Origin of the sequence: Streptomyces laurentii, assembly GCF_040635425.1 — a bacterium.
Taxonomy (GTDB): domain Bacteria; phylum Actinomycetota; class Actinomycetes; order Streptomycetales; family Streptomycetaceae; genus Streptomyces; species Streptomyces laurentii.
Map to the genome: position 1 here is coordinate 24289 of NZ_JBEYHT010000055.1, position 19853 is coordinate 44141.

Here is a 19853-nt window from a genome sequence, read left to right on the forward strand (position 1 = left end):
ACCAAGGCACACCCGCCGTCGGCACCCCGCTAGATCGCGGCGGCGAGGTCGTCGGGCAGCCGCGGCGGGGTGCCTTGGGTCCACACCACCCGCAGGGCCGTGGCGGCGATCCGCCAGCCGTCCGGCGTCCTGACCAGGTCGGCCTCGGTGTGACCGGCGGAGACGAAGACGTTCTCCGAGCCGTCGGCCAGGACGTGGGTGCTGAGCTGGGCGCCGCGGGCGGTGGCCCGGTCGCCGTCGACCTCGATGATCGCGTTGGTGCCCAGGTGCACGGTCCGGTCGAACAGGGCCATGCCGCGCCGGACATGGGCCAGCACGGCGTCACGGCCATGGACCGTGCCGATGGGCATCTCGGCGGTGACGTCCTCGGTGTGGAAGGCGCGGGCCCACTCCTCGTCGAGGACCCCGTCGTCCAGGGACCGCAGATAGCGGTCCATCAGGTCGGTGATCTCGGCACGGTCGGTCAGAATCCGCAGCCGGCGTCGCATCGCTTCGTCGTCCATGCCCAAACCCTCTTCCCTCAAGCGGACTTGAGGTCAAGGGATCCTCGCCACGGCTTTCCCGCGGGCCCGCCGCCCTACGGAGCGAGGGTGTGTCCGCCCTACGGAGCGAGGACGTCCCGCATCGCCCACACCAGCACCTCGGCGTCGACCACCGCCCGCAGACCGAGGTCCCGTTCCGCCGTCACCCGGGCCGCGTCGCCCGGCGCCAGGTCGTGCGCGTTGAGGCGGACCGCGCCCCGCACCACGTGGACGTAGACGCTGTCCGCGTCCGGCAGGACGGCCCGGTCACCCGCCGCGAGCCGGTGGACGCGGAGAGTCGACGCGGCGGCCGGGACGGCGTACGGGGTGTCCGGGGACAGCGCGCGGACGACCTCGTACGACGGCTCGCCGCCCGGCTCCACCGGCGCCAGCCACATCTGCACGAAGGTGAGCGGGACGGCGCCGTCGTTGCGTTCGGCGTGCCGGACACCGGAGGCCGCGCTCAGGTACTGGAGGTCGCCGGGCCCGAGGACCGTCGCGTGGCCGGCCGAGTCGCGGTGGGTGAGCTCGCCCTCGACGACCCAGGTCACGATCTCGGTGTGACGGTGCGGATGCTCGTCGAACCCGGCACCCGGCGCGAGGCGTTCCTCGTTGCAGGCGAGCAGCGCGCCGAAGCGGAGATTGCCCGGATCGTAGAACCGGCCGAAGGAGAAGGCGTGCCGGGTGTCGATCCCCTCACCGGGTTCGCCGCCGGGGTACCGCTCGTCTGCGCGCTGGATGCGTATCACAGGACCTACGGTAGTCACAGGGCCTCCCCCGCCGCCCCGCCACCGCACGCGGCCCTTCCGATAAGGCAGTCTTGTCCCCGTGTCTGATCCCGTGAACGCCCCTCACCCGCATGCCGCGACCCTGAAGCGCCTCGAACAGTCCTCCGGGCGGCTCGCCGCCAGTGCCATCGCCCGCATGGACGAGACGCTGCCGTGGTACCGGGCGATGCCGCCGGAGAACCGGTCGTGGATCGGTCTGGTCGCCCAGGCCGGCATCGCCGCGTTCACCGAGTGGTTCCGGCACCCGGAGACCCCGCAGGCGATCCCGACGGACGTGTTCGGCACCGCGCCGCGCGAACTGACCCGGGCGATCACGCTGCGCCAGACCGTGGAGATGGTGCGCACCACCATCGAGGTCATGGAGTCGGCGATCGACGACGTGGCGGCGCCCGGCGAGGCGCCGGTGCTGCGCGAGGCGCTGCTGGTCTACGCCCGGGAGATCGCGTTCGCGACCGCCCAGGTGTACGCGCAGGCCGCCGAGGCCCGCGGCGCCTGGGACGCCCGCCTCGAATCGCTCGTGGTGAACGCGGTGCTGTCGGGCGAGGCCGACGAGGGCGCCGTCTCGCGGGCCGCCGCGCTCGGCTGGAACTCGCCGGACAACGTGTGCGTGGTCCTCGGCACCGCCCCGGACGGCGACAGCGAACTGACCGTGGAGGCCATCCGGCGCGCCGCCCGGCACGCCAAGCTGCAGGTGCTCACCGGCGTGCTCGGCAACCGGCTCGTGGTGATCGCCGGCGGCAACGACAACCCGCTCGCGGTGGCGAAGGCCCTGATCGGCCCGTACGCGCAGGGGCCGGTCGTGGCCGGCCCGGTGGTCCCGGACCTGCTGGCCGCGACCCGGTCCGCGCAGGCCGCGGCGGCCGGTCTCAAGGCGTGCACGGCCTGGCAGGACGCCCCGCGCCCGGTGCTCGCGGACGATCTGCTTCCGGAGCGGGCGATCGCCTCCGACCCCGCCGCGCGGGACCAGCTGGTGGAGGAGATCTACAGACCGCTGGAGGAAGCGGGCTCGGCGCTCCTGGAGACGCTGAGTGTCTATCTGGAGCAGGCGAGCAGCCTGGAGGGCGCCGCGCGGATGCTGTTCGTTCACCCCAACACCGTGCGCTACCGGCTCCGACGTGTGACCGACGTCACCGGGTGGTCACCCTCCGATGTCCGGTCGGCCTTCACTCTGCGGATCGCGCTGATCCTGGGACGGTTGGCCGACACGGAGACACAGCCCTAGGCGGAGCCCTAGACTTTTGTGGGATATCGACAATTCCCCCGACGGTTCTTCGTCCTTGTCCCCACCGGCGTCGAGGACCGTCTCCAAGAGAGAGTGTGAAGGTGTTCGTACTCGTCGCTCCCGGCCAAGGCGCTCAGACGCCCGGCTTCCTGAACCCCTGGCTCGAGCTCCCCGGAGCCGCCGACCGCGTCGCCGCCTGGTCCGAGGCCATCGGACTCGATCTCGCGCACTACGGCACGAAGGCCGACGCGGACGAGATCCGCGACACGGCGGTGGCCCAGCCGCTGCTGGTCGCGGCCGCCCTGCTGTCCGCCGCCGCCCTCGGTGACGCGACCGCCGACGGCCCGGTCCTCGGTGGCCTCGCGCCCGGCGCGGTCGCCGGTCACAGCGTCGGCGAGTTCGCGGCCGCCGCGTTCGCGGGCGTCCTCGACGACACCACGGCGCTGCGTCTGGTCCGTACCCGCGGCCTGGCCATGGCCGAGGCCGCGGCGATCACCGAGACCGGCATGTCGGCGCTGCTCGGCGGCGACCCCGAGGTGACCGTCCCGCACCTGGAGAAGCTGGGCCTGACCCCGGCGAACGTGAACGGCGCCGGCCAGATCGTGGCCGCGGGCACCCTGGAGCAGCTGGCCGCGCTGAACGAGGACAAGCCCGAGGGCGTCCGCCGCGTGGTGCCGCTCAAGGTCGCGGGCGCGTTCCACACCCACCACATGGCCCCGGCCGTGGCGAAGCTGGACGAGGCGGCGAAGGCGCTGTCCCCGGCCGACGCGGTCACCCGCTACGTCTCCAACAAGGACGGCGAGGTCGTGACCGCGGGCGCGGACGTCATCGCCCGTCTGGTCGGCCAGGTCGCCAACCCCGTCCGCTGGGACCTGTGCATGGAGACCTTCAAGGAGCTCGGCGTCACCGGCCTCGTCGAGGTGTGCCCCGGCGGCACCCTGACCGGCCTCGCCAAGCGCGCCCTGCCCGGTGTCCCCACCGTGGCCCTGAAGACCCCCGACGATCTCGACGCGGCCCGTGCGCTCATCGCCGAGACCACGGCCACAGCCTGAAGCCTGACAAGGAGTGTCGAGAAGCATGGCGAAGATCAAGGCCAGTAAGGGTGCCCCGTACGCGCGCATCCTCGGCGTCGGCGGCTACCGCCCCACCCGGGTCGTGCCCAACGAGGTGATCCTGGAGAAGATCGACTCGTCCGACGAGTGGATCCGCTCGCGCTCCGGCATCGCGACCCGGCACTGGGCTTCCCCGGAGGAGACCGTCACCGCGATGTCGGTGGAGGCGGCCGGCAAGGCGATCGCCGACGCCGGGATCGACCCGGAGCAGATCGGCGCGGTCGTCGTCTCCACGGTGTCGCACTTCAAGCAGACCCCGGCCGTGGCCACCGAGATCGCCGACAAGGTCGGCGCCGGCAAGCCCGCCGCGTTCGACATCTCCGCCGGCTGCGCGGGCTTCGGCTACGGCCTCACTCTCGCCAAGGGCATGATCGTCGAGGGTTCGGCGGAGTACGTCCTGGTGATCGGCGTGGAGCGGCTGAGCGACCTGACCGACCTGGAGGACCGCGCGACGGCCTTCCTGTTCGGCGACGGCGCCGGTGCCGTGATCGTCGGCCCCTCGGACGAGCCGCGCATCGGCCCCACCGTGTGGGGTTCGGAGGGCGACAAGTCCGAGACCATCAAGCAGACGGTCCCGTGGAACGACTACCACGTCGGCGACGTGTCGCGGCTTCCGCTGGACAGCGAAGGCAAGATCAAGTTCCCGGCCATCACGCAGGAGGGCCAGGCGGTCTTCCGCTGGGCCGTCTTCGAGATGGCGAAGGTCGCCCAGCGCGCGCTGGACGCCGCCGGCATCAGCGCCGAGGACCTGGACGTCTTCATCCCGCACCAGGCCAACATGCGGATCATCGACTCGATGGTGAAGACGCTGAAGCTGCCGGAGCACGTCACGGTCGCCCGTGACATCGAGACCACCGGCAACACCTCGGCCGCCTCGATCCCGCTCGCGATGGAGCGGCTCCTGGCGACCGGACAGGCGAAGAGCGGCGATACGGCGCTCATCATCGGCTTCGGGGCGGGTCTCGTGTTCGCCGCGACGGTCGTTACTCTCCCCTAGGCACCGGATCCCGGGATGCTCGCGTCCCGGACCTTCCGGACGTCTTCCGTACCGCACCACCGCACCCGTCCACCCACGTCGTCTCGCAACAGCAACGTCGTACAACAACAAGGAGCGCCACCCATGGCCCACACCCAGGAGCAGATCGTCGAGGGTCTCGCCGAGATCGTCAACGAGATCGCGGGCATCCCGGTCGAGGACGTCCAGCTGGACAAGTCCTTCACCGACGACCTGGACGTCGACTCGCTGTCCATGGTCGAGGTCGTCGTGGCCGCCGAAGAGCGCTTCGACGTCAAGATCCCCGACGAGGACGTCAAGAACCTCAAGACGGTCGGCGACGCGACCTCCTACATCCTGAAGCACCAGGCCTGATCCGGCCTCTGGTGACCCGGTCCGCCACCCAGCGGTGGCGCCGTCTTCCGACCATCACACACATGGAGAAAGATTTCCTGTGAGCTCGACCAATCGCACCGTGGTCGTCACCGGTATCGGCGCAACCACTCCGCTGGGTGGCGATTCCGCCTCCACCTGGGAGGGGCTGCTCGCCGGACGTTCCGGCATCTCGCCCTTGACGGACGAGCGCTTCGCGGAGCTGCCCGTCCGGATCGCGGCCCAGGCCGCGGTGGACCCCTCCGAGGTACTGCCCCGCCCGCTGGCCCGCAAGCTCGACCGCTCGGCGCAGTTCGCGCTGATCGCGGCCCGCGAGGCCTGGGCCGACGCCGGCTACACCGGCCCGGCCGGTGACGACGAGAAGATCCAGCCCGAGCGGCTCGGCTCCGTCATCGCCTCCGGCATCGGCGGCGTCACCACCCTGCTCGACCAGTACGACGTACTGAAGGAGTCCGGCGCGCGCCGGGTCTCCCCGCACACCGTGCCGATGCTGATGCCCAACAGCCCCTCCGCGAACGTGGGCCTGGAGGTGAACGCCCGGGCGGGCGTCCACACCCCGGTCTCGGCGTGCGCGTCGGGTGCCGAGGCGATCGGCTACGCCATCGAGATGATCCGCACCGGCCGGGCCGACGTGGTCGTGGCCGGCGGCACCGAGGCCGCGATCCACCCGCTGCCCGTGGTGGCCTTCGCCAACATGATGGCGATGTCCAAGAAGAACGACGAGCCCCTCAAGGCCTCGCGTCCCTACGACAAGGGCCGGGACGGCTTCGTCCTCGGCGAGGGCGCGGGCGTCATCGTGCTCGAGTCCGAGGAGCACGCGAAGGCGCGCGGCGCGAAGATCTACTGCGAGGCGCTGGGGCAGGGCCTGTCGGCCGACAGCCACCACATCGCGCAGCCCGAGCCGACCGGCCGGGGCATCGCCGCCGCGCTGCGCAACCTGCTCGACTCGACGGACCTGAAGCCGTCCGAGGTCGTCCACCTCAACGCGCACGCCACGTCGACGCCGCTGGGCGACGTCGCCGAGATCAAGGCGCTGCGCCAGGTCCTGGGCGACGACCTGGACCACGTCGCGGTCTCCGCGACCAAGTCGATGACCGGCCACCTGCTGGGTGGCGCGGGCGGTGTCGAGACGGTCGCGACCGTGCTCGCGCTGACGAACCGGATGGCCCCGCCGACGGTCAACGTCGACGACCTGGACCCGGAGGTCGACGCCGACATCGTGCGCGACGAGCCGCGCGCGCTGCCCGAGGGCACGATCGCCGCGATCAACAACTCGTTCGGCTTCGGCGGCCACAACGTGGTCCTCGCCTTCCGTTCGGTCTGATCACCCGCCTCGCGCGACGCTCGGCCGAAGGCCCCGCCGGATCTTTCCGGCGGGGCCTTCGGCCGTGTACGGGGCGGGGACGGGCCTGTACGGGGCGGGGGCGGGCGGTGCCGGGGCGCTCGGGTGCCGGTCGGTCCCCCCGAGCGGGCCCGGCCCGCGGGCGGTCCGGATGATCCGGGCGATCCCGCCGGTGGCCCGAACGGCCCTCGGAGCGGGCACCCCGGTCGCGTAGGGTCCGGGACATGACCGTGTTACGTGGTGCTCTCGTGACCCTGCGCCCCACCGTCCCCGCCGACGTGCCCGCCCTGGCCGCGATCCGGGCGACTCCCGAGGTACGCGCGCGCTGGCAGGGCGGCGACAATCTCGCGGCGGAGGTCGCGGCCGATCTCGACGACCCGGGGACCCACTGCCTGACCGTCGAGTACGAGGACCGGACCATCGGCATGATCCAGTGGCACGCCGAGGAGTCGCCGGAGTACCGGCACGCCGGGATGGACCTCTTCCTCGACCCGGCGGTGCACGGCAAGGGCCTGGGCACCGACACCGTACGGACCCTGGCCCGCCATCTCGTCGACGACCACGGCCATCACCGGCTGACCATCGACCCGGCGGCCGACAACGCGGCGGCGATCCGCTGCTACACGAAGGCCGGTTTCCGGCCGGTCGGCGTCATGCGGCAGTACGAGCGCGGCGCGGACGGCACCTGGCACGACGGGCTGCTGATGGACCTGCTGGCCGACGAGCTGACGGCGTGACGCGCTGACGCCCTGTCGACGGAGCGGCGGGGCGGCGAGCCGGTGAACCTTTCCGGTCGCAGCACTAGACCACCTGGTGCAGCCAGCGGACGGGGGCGCCTTCGCCGGCGTAGCGGAAGGGCTCCAGTTCGTCGTCCCAGGGCTTGCCGAGCAGCAGGGCGATCTCGGTCTCCAGGACCGTTTCGCCTTGGGCGGCGCGGCCGAGGGCGGCGCGCAGCCGGTCCTCGGGGATCAGGATGTCGCCGTGGGGGCCGGTGACGGCGTGGAAGATGCCGAGTTCGGGGGTGGCGCTGTAGCGCTCGCCCTCGGCGGCGGCGCAGGGTTCCGCGGTGACCTCGAAGCGGAGCATCTGCCAGCCGCGCAGGGCGGACGCGAGCCGGGAGGCGGTGCCGGTCTCGCCCTGCCAGGAGAATTCGGCTCTCCACATCCCGGGCGACGCCGGCTGGCGGATCCAGTCCAGCTGGACCCTCGCACCGAGGACGCCCGCGACCGCCCATTCGACGTGCGGGCAGAGCGCGCGCGGTGCGGAGTGAACGTACAGGACTCCACGTGTCGTCACCGGGACCTCCATGTGGGGACATAGGGCGGCCGTTCCCGAGCGGCCTCCGTACACATCAACACATCATCACGAGAACGGGCATCCGCAAACCCCCAAAAAGGGGACAGCATGTGACGTGATGTAATTTACCGGAACCGATCGGTGGGGTCTCCCCTGGTTCGACGGGGCCAAGCTACCGTGCCGGGCCCGTCCCGGGAGGGCGTACGGTCGGGCGAGGACGGGTGGACACGAAGCTTTCACTCGCCGGGACGCGGCCGGACCGCGAAGGAGGGGATCGCGGATGCCCATGCGAAAACGTTTCCGCATGGCTGTCGCCGGAACGGCGGCGGTCCTGCTGTGCACCGGGGCCGTGGCCGGCTGCTCGGCCGACGGGTCCGGCACCGGGTCCCGGTCCGGCTCCGGGGCGGGCCGGCCCGCCGTACCGGCGAAGCCCGTCTGGGACACCTCCCCCGGCTCGGTCGCCGCCGTCGGCGACTCCGTCACCCGCGCCTTCGACGCCTGTACGGTCCTGGCGGACTGCCCCGAGGTGTCGTGGGCGACCGGCACCGACACGGACGTGAACTCGCTCGCGCTGCGACTGCTCGGCCCCGGGAAGGTCGCCACGCACAGCTGGAACCTGGCCCGCACCGGGGCGCGGATGGCCGAGCTGCCGGAGCAGATGACCGCGGCGGCGGCCGAACGGCCCGAGCTGGTGACGGTCATGATGGGCGCGAACGACGCCTGCCGGGACCGGCCGGACGAGATGACCCCGGTCGACGACTTCCGTACCTCCTTCACCACCTCCCTCGCCGCGCTGCGGAAGGGGGCGCCGAAGGCACAGGTGTACGTGTCGAGCCTGCCGGACCTCAAGCGGCTGTGGTCGACCGGACGGGTGAGCCCGATGGGCCGTCAGGTGTGGCAGCTGGGCATCTGCGGCGCGATGCTGAAGGACCCGCAGGACCTGAGCGCGGCCGCCGAGCAGCGCCGGGCGGCGGTACGGGAGCGCGTGGTGGCGTACAACCGGGTACTGAAGGAGGTGTGCGCGAAGGACGACCGCTGCCGGTACGACGACGGAGCGGTCTTCGGCTTCGCCTTCGAGCAGCCCCAGCTGAGCCCGTGGGACTTCTTCCACCCGAGCCGGGACGGCCAGGCACGGCTCGCCGGCCTCGCGTACCAGCGGATCACCAAGCCGTGAACCGTCCCCGACTCCTTGAGACCGGCGGTCAGAGGTCGAGGGTCACGCCGAGGCGGGTGTCGTCGAGGGAGTGGGCGGCCACCACCCGGTACGTACCGTCGACGCGGGTCCAGCCGCCCGCCTTCTCGTCCCACACCTCGAACGCGCGGCGCGGCAGCTCGACGGTGACCTCGACGGTCTCGCCCGGGCCGGCCGCCACGCTCGCGAAACCGGCGAGCCAGCGTGCCGGGCGCTCGACGGGGTCGTGGGCGGGCACGAGGTAGATCTGGACGACCTCGCGGCCGGGGCGGGTGCCGGTGTTGGTGAGGCGGACGACGGCCGAGTCCGGGGTGGCGACGAGGGAGTCGTACGACCAGGTGGTGTAGCCGAGGCCGTGGCCGAAGGGGTACGCGGGGACGGCGCCGGCCCGGTCCCAGGCGCGGTATCCGATGAACACGCCCTCCCTGTAGTCGAGCACGCCGTCCACCGGGGTGACCTCGGTGACGGGGGCGTCGGCGAGGGCGGCGGGCCAGGTGGTGGGGAGGCGGCCGCCGGGTTCGGCGGCGCCGGTGAGGACGTCGGCGAGGGCCGCGCCGCCCTCCTGGCCGGGGAACCAGGCGAGGAGGATCGCGGCGACCTCGTCGCGCCAGGGCATCTCGACCGGGGAGCCGGCGTTGACGACGACCACGGTGCGCGGGTTGGCGGCGGCGACGGCGCGGACGAGGTCGTCCTGGCGGCCGGGCAGGGCCAGGCCGGTGCGGTCGAAGCCCTCGGACTCGACGCGCTCGGTGGTGGCGACGACCACGACGGCGGTGTCCGCGCGGCGGGCGGCCTCGGCGGCCTCGGCGATCAGTTCGTCGGGGTCGCGGCGCGGCGGGAGATGGACGAGGGAGAAGGCGACGGCGGGCAGCGGGGTCGCGAGCTCCGGATCGAGGGTGTGGCGGAGTGAGACGCCGACGGTCCGTCCGGCGGTCAGCTCGGCCGTGCCGCGGGCGGTGGGCGCGCCGAAGAACGCCTCGAAGGGGTCGGTCTCGGGGCCGAGCCCCTGGGCGCCGTCGAAGAGGATGTGACCGTCGACGGTGAGGACGAAGCCGCCGAGGCCGCGGGTGCCGAAGGAGTGGGCGCCGCTCTCGCGCGGGGTGAAGGTGCCGGTGATCTCGACGGAGGCGAGGGTGTCGTGGGTGACGCCGGCGGGGAGGTCGTCGCCGATCCACTGGACCTGGCCGGTGGGCAGGCCGGCCTCGCCGAGGACGGCGCCGGAGGCGTCGCGGCAGACGGTACGGAGGGTGAACCCCCGGTCGGCGGCGGCGAGTTCGTCGTTGGGGTCGGCGCCGAGGGAGAAGGTGAGCGCACCGTCGGGGAGGGCGGCGGCGAGGCCGTCGAGCGGGGAGACGACGTGGTCGGGGAAGACCTGGGCGGAGCCGCCGCCGAGGACGCGGGCGTCACGAGCGGCGGCGCCGGAGAGCGCGACGGTGGCGGGGGCGGGAGTGCCGCCGGGGCGGTCCGGGGCCAGGGGCAGCAGGCCGCCCTCGTTGCGGACGAGGACGACGCCGCGGTGAGCGATCTCGCGGGCGAGCGCGGCGCCGTCGACGGGGGCGGGCGGGGTGGTGACGACGGGCGGGGCGCCGTCGAGGGCGCCGACGCGGGCGGCGAGCCGCAGGACGTTGCGTACGGCGGTGTCGACGGCGGCCTCGTCGACCTCACCGGCCCGGACGGCGGCGGCGAGCGCCGGCCCGTACACGGTCTGGGGGCCGGGCATGGCGAGGTCGAGGCCGGCGTCGATGGCGGCCCGGGTGGAGCGGGCGGCCATCCAGTCGGAGACGTTGACGCCGTCGAAGCCCCACTCGCCGCGCAGGACGTCGTGGACGAGATGGCGGTGCTCGGTCATCGTGGTGCCGTTGACCTGGTTGTAGGCCGTCATGATGCCCCAGGGGTGGGCGTTCGCGACGACGGCCTCGAAGGGGGCGAGGTAGAGCTCGCGGAGCGGGCGGTCGGCGACGCGGTTGTCGACGGTGAAGCGGTCGGTCTCGGCGTCGTTGGCGACGAAGTGCTTGACGGTGGTACCGACGCCGCCGTCCTGGACGCCCTGTACGTAGCCGGTGGCGAGGGCGCCGGTGAGGTACGGGTCCTCGCTGTAGGCCTCGAAGTGGCGGCCGCCGAGCGGGGAGCGGTGGAGGTTGACGGTGGGGGCGAGGAGGACGTGGACGCCCTTGCGGCGGGCTTCCTGAGCGAGCAGCCGGCCGGCCCGGCGGGCGAGGCCGGGGTCCCAGGAGGCGGCGAGGGCGGTGGGGGACGGCAGGGCGACGGAGGGATCGTCGGCGCTCCAGCGGACGCCGCGGACGCCGACGGGGCCATCGGACAGGACGAGCGAGGCGAGGCCGATCGCGGGCAGGGCGGGCAGCGACCACATGTCGCGGCCGGCGAGCAGCCGGGCCTTGGTGTCCAGGTCGAGGGCGGCGAGGGCGGCCTCGACGACGCGCTCGCGTGTCGTGTCGGGGTCGGCCGCCGTTTCCACCGTGCCCGCAGCGTCCGCCGTGCCCGCCGTGTCCCGCATGCCGTACCTCCGCGTCGAAGTGCTGGTGCGGCCCATCGTGGACCATCTCCCTGTAAGCCGGTAGGTGACGTTACTTCTTCGTGACTTTGCGGATGACGTACGGTCCTGTCCGACAGGGCGCGAGACGGGAGGCGGGACGATGGCCCGAGCCAGGAACGAGGAGCGGCGGACGGAGATCGTCCGGGCGGCTCTCGAAGTGATCGCCGAACGCGGCTACCGGGGCGCGTCGCTGAGCGCGGTGGCCGAACGGGTCGGCCTCACCCAGCAGGGCCTGCTGCACTACTTCCCGACCAAGGAGGCGCTGCTCGTCGCGGTCCTGGAGGAGCGCGACCGCTGGGACACGGGCGGGGGGCGGGGGAGGGAACACTGGCGGCTCGATCTCCTGGAGTCGCTGGTCGAGTACAACGCGATGCGCCCGGGGATCGTGCAGACGTTCTCGGCGCTGCTCGGCGAGAGCGTCACGGAGGACCACCCGGCCCGCGCCTTCTTCACGGAGCGCTACGCGCAGACGCGCGCGCACCTGGCGGCGGTGCTGCGCGCCGAGTTCGGCGACGAACTGCCGGGCGGCCTCACGCCGGAGCGGGCGGCGCCGCTGCTGACGGCGGTGATGGACGGCCTGCAGTACCAGTGGCTGCTCGACCCGGAGGCGGTGGACATGCCGGCGGCGTTCCGGGACTTCCTGGCGCTGTTGAGGGAGGGGCGGGTGGGGGTGGGGTAGGGCGGCTGTCTCGGTGGGGGTGCTGGTGGTGCGGGTGCGGAGGCACCGACGGCCGAGGTTTCGCGGGCTTCTGGTGTGGCCGCCCTCTTTCCGGGAGTCGCGCCTTCCCCCGCCGGTGCGAGGATGGCCGTCATGATCGTCGCCGCCACTCAATTCACCCCGGTCGCCGGGGACATCGCCGCCAACGTCCGCGCCGTCTCCGACCTGATCCGCTCCGCGGGCGCCGACGGCGCCCGCGTCGTCGTCTTCGCCGAACTCTGCCTCACCGGCTACGAGCCCCGCCTCATCCGGGACACCCCCGCCCTCGCCCTCACCGAGGACGACCCGCGGCTCGACCCCGTACGCGAGGCCTGCCGCGCCGTGTCCGCCACCGCCCTCGTCGGCGGGCCGGTCCTGACCGACGACGGCCGCCTCGCCGTCACCACCCTGGTCATCGGGCCGGACGGCGGGCTCCTCACCCGCTACGACAAGCAGCATCTGTACGGGATCGAAGCCGAGGTCTTCACCCCGGGCACCGCCGACGGACGGTTCGAGCTCGACGGCATCCGGTACGCCACCGCCACCTGCTACGACAACCGCTTCCCCGGCCTCGCCGAACGCGCCGCCGCCGACGGCTGCCACGCCTACCTGTCGAGCGCCGTGCTGGAGATCGGCAACGACCAGTTCGAGACGGTCTACCCCGCTCGCTCCCGTGACTTCGGCCTCCACGTCGTCCTCGGCAACGCCCTCGGCTCCAGCGAGGCCGGCCAGGGCGCCGGCCGCGCCGGCGGCTGGGGCCCGGACGGCGTACGGCTCGCGGACGCGGGGCCCGACGCCCCCGGCTACGTCCTCGTCGACGTTCCGGCGGACCGGAAGGCCCCGGCCGGCCGGTAGCGGGCCGCCCGCCGCCACTCCCCCGTACCCCTCCGGGATGTGGACCGCCCGCCCCCCGGCGCACCCTGATACCGGGGGACGGACGGAGTCAGGCGACCGGCGGCGGGCGGAGCAGGGACGGATGACCGACAGGCCGATCGACTACGCGGGCGTCTTCCGGGCGCTGCCCGGCATGGTCGCCGTGCTCACCCCGGACCTGGTGTTCGTCGACGCCAACGAGGAATTCCTGCGGATGTCCGGCCGCGACCGCGAGCGGACCATCGGCCGGAGTCTGTACGACACCTTCCCCGTCAGCCCGAACGATCCCCAGCAGAACGGTGTACGGACCCTCGCCGCCTCGCTCCGCCGGGTCCTGGAGACCGGCGAGCGGGACACCATGGCCCCACAGCGCTACGACGTCGAGTCGGCCGAGCGGTCCGGCGAGTGGGAGGAGCACTACTGGAGCCCTGTCAACGCCCCGGTGTTCGGCCCCGACGGCACCGTCGAGCTCCTCGTGCTGCGCGCGGAGGAGATCACCGAGCTGATCCGGGCCCGCGGCGGGCCGGTCCGCGGCCGCACCCGCGTCCTGGAGGCCGAGCTGTACGCCAGGGCGCGCGAGCTCCAGCAGGTCAACGAGCAGCTGCGCGCGGCGCACGCCCGCGAGCGGGAGGTGGCGCTGGCCCTCCAGGAGGCGATGCTGCCGGCCCCCGGGCCGATCGGGCCGCACCGCTCGGCGGTGCGCTACCGGCCGGCGATCGGCGCGCTGAACGTGTGCGGCGACTGGTACGACCTGGTCACCCTGGACGGCGACGGATACGGCGGGGTGACCGGCGCGGCCGCCGACCGGATCGGGGTCGCGGTCGGCGACGTCGTCGGGCACGGGCTCGCGGCGGCCGGGGTGATGGGCCAGCTGCGCAGCGCCCTCAGCGCCGCCTCCCGGGTGGCGGACGGCCCCGCGCAGGCCCTCGACGTGCTCGATCTGTACGCCCGGTCCGTCGAGGGCGCCGAGAACTCCACCGCCGTCGAGACCTGGATCGACTTCGGGCGCGGGGTCATCACGTACAGCAGCGCCGGGCATCCGCCGCCGGTCCTGGTGCACACGGACGGGACGGTGGAGTTCCTGGACCGGGCCACCGACCCGCCGCTCGGCGCGTATCTGGCGCACGGCACCCGGCCGCAGGCGGAGGCCGCGTTCACGCCGGGCGGGACCCTGGTGCTCTACACGGACGGGCTGATCGAGCGGCGCCACGAGGACATCGACGCGGGCCTCGACCGGCTCGCCGAGGCCGTCCGCCGGAACCACACCTCCCCGCCCGAGACGCTGGCGGACGCGCTGCTGCTCGACATGCTGCCGGTGGGCGGGGCGACCGACGACACCGCGCTGATCGTCCTCGGCCTGTAGGGACGGGACGGAGCGGAGCGGGATCAGGAGGAGTACGGGCCGAGCTGCCGGTACGGCTGCTGGTGCTGGTACGGGTTCGCCTGCTGGTACGGGTTGGGCTGCGGCTGTACGGGGTGGCCTCCGGCACCCGTGCCGGGCCGGGACTCACCCGAGCCCCCGTTCCCGTCCTCGTCCTCGTCCGCCGAGGTCTCGCCGACGAGGTCCCGGGCCATCAGCGTCGCCCCCGCCACCGCGCCCGGCATCAGCAGGACGGCGATGAAGGGGACGAGGAAGAACAGCGTGAGGGGGACGCCGAAACCGAGGGCGAGCGTCCGGCGGCCGCGCAGCAGGCCGAGGCGTTCCTTGAAGTCGACGTCCCGGCGCTGGAGCGCCACCGCCGTCAGCTCCTCGGTGAGGAAGAAGCCGGAGACGCAGAAGCCGAGCGCGGGCACCACGGTCTGCCCGACGACCGGGATGAATCCGGCGGCGAAGAGCAGGACGCCGTAGAGCGCGACACGGACGAGGACGCGCAGGCTGTCCCGGGCCGAGACCCACAGCTCCTGCCACAGCGGCCGGCCGGACTCGGGCGCCTCGCCGCCCTCGGCGCGGTCGACCGCCTCGGACAGCGACTCGTAGAAGGGCTGCCCGATCAGCAGCGTCACGGCGGTGAAGGTGATCACGGCGAGGAACAGGCCGAGTCCGAACACCAGGAAGGTGAGCGTGCCGCGCAGCAGCCCCTGCCAGGGCGAGCCCCAGTCGTCGGCGAACGGGGTGGCCCAGGCCGTCAGATCGTCCGCGCCGTAGAAGAGGCCCACGAACGCGCCCGCGTACAGGACGAAGGTGACGAGCCCGGGCAGCAGCCCGAAGCCGAACCACCGTCCGTGGCCGAAGACCCATTTCTGGCCCTGAAGGAGATAACCGAAACCCGCCCCGATGTCACGCATGCCGCTCACCCTAGGGGGTCTCGCGGGTGCTGCCGGGCGGAGGGGACCTGTGGAAAGAGGAGGTCCGGGGGAACGCGAAGAGAGGCCGCACCCTGGTCGGTCAGAGTGCGGCCCTCCCCCAGTGTGCGGGCTACCGGCCCAGATAGCGAACTCGGCCCCCTCCTCACCGTCGGTCACGGCCTCCCGAACCTCTGCCCTGAGCCTGACGAAACGTCAGCGGCAACGCACCCCCGGGCGGCCCAGCCCGGCGCGCGCGGGGCCCGGGGCGGCAGGACGATGCCAGGAGAGGGCGCGCCTCGCAGGCCCGCAATCCCCGCCCCGTACCCACCCTCACCCACCCTCCGGAGGACCGCCGTGACCGTCAGCCTCGAGCAACTGCGCCGCTGCCATGTCGCGGTCGATCTGGGCGCCGCCCGGACCCGGGTCTTCGTGAAGGGCGCCGGGCTCGTCGTCGACGAACCGTCGGTGGCCGCCGTGAACACCCGCTCCGGCGCGCTGATCGCGGTCGGCGCGCTGGCCGAGAAGATGACCGGCCGCACCCCGGACTACATCCGGGTGGTCCGTCCGGTCTCCGGCGGCACGGTCGTCGACATCGAGATGGCCCAGCGGATGCTCCGGCACCTCCTCGGCGACAAGCTGCGCCGCCAGCTGCGCCGCAAGCCCCGGCTGCGGGCGGCCGCGTGCACCCCGCACGACAGCGACCCGCTCGCCCAGCGCGCGGCCGTGGAGACCCTGGTCGGCCTGGGCGCCCGCCGGGTGGAACTGGTCGACACGCTGATCGCGGCGGCCGTGGGCTGCGGCCTCCCGGTCGAGCAGCCGACGGCGACCATGATCCTGGTGTGCGGGGCGGCCACCACGCAGGTCGCGGTGCTCTCGCTGGGTTCGATCGTGACCGCCGAGCGGATGCCGGTCGGCGGCGACGCCATCGACCACGCCGTCATCCAGCACCTGCGCCACCAGCACGAGCTGATGCTGCCGAGCCAGTCGGTCCGCCCGCTGCAGGTGGCCCTGCACGGCAACGGCCTGACCGTCCAGGGCCCGACGTACACCGAGATCCACGGCCGGGACGTGGCGACCGGCCTGGCCCGTTCGGTGACCATCGACACCGCCGCCGTACGCCAGGCCATCCAGACCCCGCTCACGGCCGTCCTCGACGGCATCGGCAAGGTGCTGCGCGACTGCCCGCCCGATCTGGTCGCCGACCTCGCCGACCGGGGCATCATGATGGTCGGCGGCAGCGCCCTGCTGCCGGGCCTCGACCAGATGCTGCGCGAGGCGACCGGGATGCCCGTGCAGATCGCGGAGCGGCCCGACGTGTGCGCCGTGCTCGGGCTCGGCGCGATGCTGGAGGGGCGGGTCCAGCCGCTGGCCCTCGGCCCGATCTCGGTGGACGGCCGCATCTCCGTGGACGGCCCGGTGGACGACCGTCCGCTGAGCGAGCGTCCGCTGAGCGCCCGGTCCGCGGCGGACGACCTGGCGGCCGACCTCGCGGGCGACGACCCGCCGGCGGGCGAGCGGCCCACCGCGGCGGAGTGATCCGCCTGACGCGCGTCCCCTGCCCAGCTGTCCGTATTTTGTACGACAATGACACCATGTCGATCACGGACGAGGGCGAGGAAGCGGGCGACGGCGGCGGCTCCGCCGGAGACACCGAGGCCGGTACCGACATCGACACCGAGGCCGGTACCGACACCGGTACCGGCGGCGACACCCGTACCGGCGCCGAGGTCCCCCGACTGCCGATGCCGCTCGAAGCCGTCCTCGGCGTCGGCGGCGACCTCGGACCGCCCGCCACCCTCCAGTACCTCGTGGACACCGCGGCCAGGCTGACCGGCGCCCGCTACGGGGCCCTGGGCGTCCTCGGGGACGGGGACGGGGACGCGGACGCGCGCGAACACCGGGGCATCACCGGCCTGTTCACCTGTGGTCTCACCGAGGAGCAGCGCCGGCGCGCCGGCCGGCTCCCCGCCGGCCGCACCGGGCTGCTCGGCGTGCTTCTCGGCGCCCCGGGCCCGATCCTCGATATTCCCGTCCGCGTTCCCGTCCGCGGCGGCACCGAGGTGGTCGGCACCCTGTGCCTCGCCGGCGAGCGCACCGGCCCGTTCACCGGGCAGGACCGGGCCCTGCTGCGGGTCCTCGCCGCCCAGGCCGGCACCGCCGTCGCGCACGCCCGCCGCCACGAGACCGCCCGGCGGCGCGAGCGCTGGATCGAGGGCACCGCGGCCGTGACGAACGCGCTGCTCTCCGGCCGGCCCGCCGGGGACGCCCTGGGCGCCGTCGCCGAACAGGCCCGGCTGCTCGCCGACGCCTCCGCCGGCGTGGTGCTCCAGCCCACCGCGGCGGGCGGCATGGAGATCGTCGCCGCCTCCACCGCCGGCGACCCCGCCGACCTGGTCGGTGTCACGATCGCGCCCGGCTCCCCCGTACTCGTCCAACTCCTCGGCGGTGAGCCGGTGTTCATCGAGGACTCGGCCACCGATCCGCGGATGACGACCGTCGTACGGAGCCGGTTCGGGCCGTCGATGATGCTGCCGCTGCGCAGCGGCGGGCGGCTCATCGGCACCCTCGCGCTGCCTCGGCGGCGCGGCGGCCTCCCGTACACCGCGGTGGACCGGCTGCTCGCCACGCAGTTCGCCTCGCAGGCCGCGCTCGCCCTGGTGCTCGCCGACGCGGCCGCCGACCGCGAACGGCTCGCCGTCTACGAGGACCGCGACCGGATCGCCCGCGATCTGCACGACCTGGTCGTCCAGCGGCTGTTCGCCACCGAGATGATGCTGGAGTCCACCCGGCGGCGGTCGGCCCCGGCCTCCGGCGAGCACGCGTTGATCGGGCGGGCCGTCGACGAGCTGGACTCGACGATCCAGGAGGTCCGCACCACGATCTTCGCGCTCCAGCAGCCGCCGGCGGATGTCCCGGCCTCGTTCCGCGGCCGGGTGCTGCGCGAGACGGGCGGCGCGGCGGCGCTGCTCGGTTTCCAGCCGTCCGTGCACTTCTCCGGCGCCGTCGACACCCTCACCGACACCATGGATGACACCACCGGCACCGCCACCGCCGCCACCCACGCCGCTGCGCGCACCGCCACCGCCGCCGACCGGCTGCTCGCCACGCTCCGGGGCGCGCTCGCCGCGGCGCACCGGCGGCCGGGCGTCGGGGCGGTGTCGGTCGAGGTGAGCGCGGGCCCGGACGGCCTGCGGCTGCGGGTGGCGGACGACGGGGCGCCGCCGGCCGTGGTGACGTGGCCGCCGGAGGCGTGACGGGACGCCCGCGTTTCCTCCGTGCATACGGACAGGCCCCGTACGGAGCAGTCCCGCGCGCCGCGGCCGGACGTCCCGCCTTGACTGGTGACGTGGACACCGCAGCGAAGTCCGGCGCCGCGCCGCACATCCCGGCGGCCGCCTACCGCAACCTCGCCATGGCCACGGTCGGCTTCGGGCTCACCTTCTGGGCCTGGTCACTGATCGCCCCGCTCGGACCCCACTTCGGCGAGACGCTGTCGCTCAGCTCCTTCCGGCAGTCGCTGCTCGTCGCGATCCCGGTCCTGGTCGGCTCGCTCGGCCGGATCCCGGTCGGGGCGCTCACCGACCGGTACGGCGCGAAGCTGATGTTCCCGCTGGTGTCGGCGCTGACGATCGTGCCCGTACTGCTGCTGATCGTGGTCAAGGACAGCTACGGCCTGATGCTGGTCGTGGCGTTCCTGCTGGGCCTCGGCGGCACCACGTTCGCCATCGGCATCCCGCTCGTCAACTCCTGGTTCCCGCCCGCGAAACGCGGTCTCGCGCTCGGCGTCTTCGGCATGGGCATGGGCGGCGTGGCGCTGTCCGGGTACTTCACGCCGCGGATGGCCGAGCACCACGAGAACCTGCCGTTCATCGTGGTGGCCTGCGCGCTCGCCGCGTACGCGCTGCTCGCCGTCCTGCTCGTCAGCGACCGCCCCGACCGGCCGGTCCCGGCCGCGTCCCTGGGCACACGGCTCGGGCGGGCCGGGCGGCTGCGGGTGACCTGGGAGCTGTCGGCGCTGTACGCGATCGGGTTCGGCGGCATCGTCGCGTTCGGTGTGTACCTGCCGACGTATCTGAAGACCTGGTACGACCTGGACCAGACCGACGCGGGCACCAAGGCCGCCGGGTTCGCCCTGGTCACGGTGATCTTCCGGCCGCTGGGCGGCTGGTTCTCGGACCGGGTCCACCCGGCGGTGGTGACGGCCGTCGCGCTCGGCACGGTCGCCCTCCTCGCCATCGTCCAGGCCTTCGACCCGCCGCTGAACCCGGGCGGCACGATCGCCCTGCTCATCATGGCCGCCGGCCTCGGCACCACCAGCGGCTCGGTCTTCGCGCTGGTCTCCCAGGTCACCCCACAGGCCCAGGTCGGCAGCGTGACCGGCATCGTCGGCGCGATGGGCGGCCTCGGCGGCTTCGTGCCCCCGCTGGTGATGGGCGCGATCTACAGCGCGAAGGGCTCGTACTCGATCGGCTTCATGCTCCTGTCCGACCTGACGCTCGCCGGCTGTGTGTACGCGTACGGGCGGATGCGCACGCTGCGGCCGGAGGGTGAACCGGCCGGCTCCTGAGGGTTGCCCCGGGGTC

Annotated in this window: 18 protein-coding genes; 13 read left to right on the forward strand and 5 right to left on the reverse strand. The window is 73.5% G+C overall.

Going from position 1 to position 19853, the window contains the following annotated elements:
• Window positions 1-29: 29 nt before the first annotated feature.
• A complete protein-coding gene (locus ABZ693_RS27905) occupies window positions 30-503 on the reverse strand; it encodes a nuclear transport factor 2 family protein (RefSeq protein ID WP_359882675.1) in 474 nt (157 codons plus the stop codon).
• 98 nt (window positions 504-601) lie between these two features.
• Window positions 602-1270 carry a pirin family protein gene (locus ABZ693_RS27910; protein WP_359882678.1) on the reverse strand — a complete coding sequence of 223 codons (669 nt, stop codon included), beginning with the start codon at window positions 1268-1270 and terminating at the stop codon, window positions 602-604.
• 79 nt (window positions 1271-1349) lie between these two features.
• On the opposite strand from ABZ693_RS27910, the gene ABZ693_RS27915 reads away from it, so the two are divergent.
• The 6 genes from ABZ693_RS27915 to ABZ693_RS27940 all read left to right on the forward strand — a co-directional run bounded on the left by ABZ693_RS27915 (window position 1350) and on the right by ABZ693_RS27940 (window position 7109).
• Window positions 1350-2531 carry a PucR family transcriptional regulator gene (locus tag ABZ693_RS27915; protein ID WP_359882681.1) on the forward strand — a complete coding sequence of 394 codons (1182 nt, stop codon included), beginning with the start codon at window positions 1350-1352 and terminating at the stop codon, window positions 2529-2531.
• A gap of 101 nt (window positions 2532-2632) precedes the next feature.
• Complete coding sequence (locus ABZ693_RS27920; RefSeq protein WP_359882684.1) at window positions 2633-3583, forward strand: ACP S-malonyltransferase; 951 nt, start codon at window positions 2633-2635, stop codon at window positions 3581-3583.
• Between the two features lie 25 nt (window positions 3584-3608).
• Window positions 3609-4640, forward strand: a complete 1032-nt coding sequence (locus tag ABZ693_RS27925; RefSeq protein WP_359882687.1) for a ketoacyl-ACP synthase III — start codon at window positions 3609-3611, stop codon at window positions 4638-4640.
• A gap of 123 nt (window positions 4641-4763) precedes the next feature.
• Window positions 4764-5012, forward strand: coding sequence for an acyl carrier protein (locus ABZ693_RS27930; RefSeq protein ID WP_359882690.1), 249 nt, complete (start codon window positions 4764-4766; stop codon window positions 5010-5012).
• A gap of 79 nt (window positions 5013-5091) precedes the next feature.
• On the forward strand, window positions 5092-6354 hold the full coding sequence (gene fabF, locus ABZ693_RS27935) for a beta-ketoacyl-ACP synthase II (RefSeq protein WP_359882692.1): 1263 nt from the start codon (window positions 5092-5094) through the stop codon (window positions 6352-6354).
• A gap of 242 nt (window positions 6355-6596) precedes the next feature.
• Window positions 6597-7109 carry a GNAT family N-acetyltransferase gene (locus tag ABZ693_RS27940; RefSeq protein WP_359882695.1) on the forward strand — a complete coding sequence of 171 codons (513 nt, stop codon included), beginning with the start codon at window positions 6597-6599 and terminating at the stop codon, window positions 7107-7109.
• Between the two features lie 64 nt (window positions 7110-7173).
• Here ABZ693_RS27940 and ABZ693_RS27945 read toward each other — a convergent pair whose 3' ends face one another.
• Complete coding sequence (locus tag ABZ693_RS27945) at window positions 7174-7668, reverse strand: DUF3145 domain-containing protein (protein ID WP_359882697.1); 495 nt, start codon at window positions 7666-7668, stop codon at window positions 7174-7176.
• A 304-nt stretch (window positions 7669-7972) separates the two neighbouring features.
• Here ABZ693_RS27945 and ABZ693_RS27950 point away from each other — a divergent pair, with 304 nt between their 5' ends.
• The gene (locus tag ABZ693_RS27950; protein WP_359882700.1) at window positions 7973-8842 is read left to right on the forward strand and encodes an SGNH/GDSL hydrolase family protein; all 870 of its coding nucleotides are present in this window, start codon (window positions 7973-7975) and stop codon (window positions 8840-8842) included.
• Between the two features lie 28 nt (window positions 8843-8870).
• On the opposite strand, the gene ABZ693_RS27955 is transcribed toward ABZ693_RS27950, so the two are convergent.
• Window positions 8871-11375 carry a glycoside hydrolase family 3 protein gene (locus ABZ693_RS27955; RefSeq protein WP_359882703.1) on the reverse strand — a complete coding sequence of 835 codons (2505 nt, stop codon included), beginning with the start codon at window positions 11373-11375 and terminating at the stop codon, window positions 8871-8873.
• 139 nt (window positions 11376-11514) lie between these two features.
• On the opposite strand from ABZ693_RS27955, the gene ABZ693_RS27960 reads away from it, so the two are divergent.
• From ABZ693_RS27960 to ABZ693_RS27970, 3 genes are all read left to right on the forward strand, one after another.
• On the forward strand, window positions 11515-12093 hold the full coding sequence (locus tag ABZ693_RS27960; protein WP_359882706.1) for a TetR/AcrR family transcriptional regulator: 579 nt from the start codon (window positions 11515-11517) through the stop codon (window positions 12091-12093).
• A gap of 132 nt (window positions 12094-12225) precedes the next feature.
• On the forward strand, window positions 12226-12966 hold the full coding sequence (locus ABZ693_RS27965) for a carbon-nitrogen hydrolase family protein (RefSeq protein ID WP_359882708.1): 741 nt from the start codon (window positions 12226-12228) through the stop codon (window positions 12964-12966).
• A gap of 121 nt (window positions 12967-13087) precedes the next feature.
• Complete coding sequence (locus tag ABZ693_RS27970) at window positions 13088-14347, forward strand: PP2C family protein-serine/threonine phosphatase (RefSeq protein WP_359882711.1); 1260 nt, start codon at window positions 13088-13090, stop codon at window positions 14345-14347.
• 23 nt (window positions 14348-14370) lie between these two features.
• On the opposite strand, the gene ABZ693_RS27975 is transcribed toward ABZ693_RS27970, so the two are convergent.
• On the reverse strand, window positions 14371-15270 hold the full coding sequence (locus ABZ693_RS27975) for an EI24 domain-containing protein (protein WP_359882714.1): 900 nt from the start codon (window positions 15268-15270) through the stop codon (window positions 14371-14373).
• A gap of 354 nt (window positions 15271-15624) precedes the next feature.
• Here ABZ693_RS27975 and ABZ693_RS27980 point away from each other — a divergent pair, with 354 nt between their 5' ends.
• From ABZ693_RS27980 to ABZ693_RS27990, 3 genes are all read left to right on the forward strand, one after another.
• Window positions 15625-16806, forward strand: coding sequence for a rod shape-determining protein (locus ABZ693_RS27980; protein ID WP_359882716.1), 1182 nt, complete (start codon window positions 15625-15627; stop codon window positions 16804-16806).
• A 206-nt stretch (window positions 16807-17012) separates the two neighbouring features.
• Window positions 17013-18524: a sensor histidine kinase gene (locus ABZ693_RS27985; RefSeq protein WP_359882729.1), complete on the forward strand. Its 1512-nt coding sequence runs from the start codon at window positions 17013-17015 to the stop codon at window positions 18522-18524.
• A gap of 158 nt (window positions 18525-18682) precedes the next feature.
• A complete protein-coding gene (locus ABZ693_RS27990; protein WP_359882732.1) occupies window positions 18683-19837 on the forward strand; it encodes an MFS transporter in 1155 nt (384 codons plus the stop codon).
• Window positions 19838-19853: the final 16 nt, after the last annotated feature.

Coding starts and splice junctions, on each gene's coding strand:
- ABZ693_RS27905 (WP_359882675.1), bottom strand. CDS start 503: ATGGACGACGAAGCGATGCGACGCCGGCTGCGGATTCTGACCGACCGT.
- ABZ693_RS27925 (WP_359882687.1), top strand. CDS start 3,609: ATGGCGAAGATCAAGGCCAGTAAGGGTGCCCCGTACGCGCGCATCCTC.
- ABZ693_RS27930 (WP_359882690.1), top strand. CDS start 4,764: ATGGCCCACACCCAGGAGCAGATCGTCGAGGGTCTCGCCGAGATCGTC.
- ABZ693_RS27940 (WP_359882695.1), top strand. CDS start 6,597: ATGACCGTGTTACGTGGTGCTCTCGTGACCCTGCGCCCCACCGTCCCC.
- ABZ693_RS27950 (WP_359882700.1), top strand. CDS start 7,973: ATGGCTGTCGCCGGAACGGCGGCGGTCCTGCTGTGCACCGGGGCCGTG.
- ABZ693_RS27955 (WP_359882703.1), bottom strand. CDS start 11,375: ATGCGGGACACGGCGGGCACGGCGGACGCTGCGGGCACGGTGGAAACG.
- ABZ693_RS27960 (WP_359882706.1), top strand. CDS start 11,515: ATGGCCCGAGCCAGGAACGAGGAGCGGCGGACGGAGATCGTCCGGGCG.
- ABZ693_RS27965 (WP_359882708.1), top strand. CDS start 12,226: ATGATCGTCGCCGCCACTCAATTCACCCCGGTCGCCGGGGACATCGCC.
- ABZ693_RS27970 (WP_359882711.1), top strand. CDS start 13,088: ATGACCGACAGGCCGATCGACTACGCGGGCGTCTTCCGGGCGCTGCCC.
- ABZ693_RS27975 (WP_359882714.1), bottom strand. CDS start 15,270: ATGCGTGACATCGGGGCGGGTTTCGGTTATCTCCTTCAGGGCCAGAAA.
- ABZ693_RS27985 (WP_359882729.1), top strand. CDS start 17,013: ATGCCGCTCGAAGCCGTCCTCGGCGTCGGCGGCGACCTCGGACCGCCC.
- ABZ693_RS27990 (WP_359882732.1), top strand. CDS start 18,683: ATGGCCACGGTCGGCTTCGGGCTCACCTTCTGGGCCTGGTCACTGATC.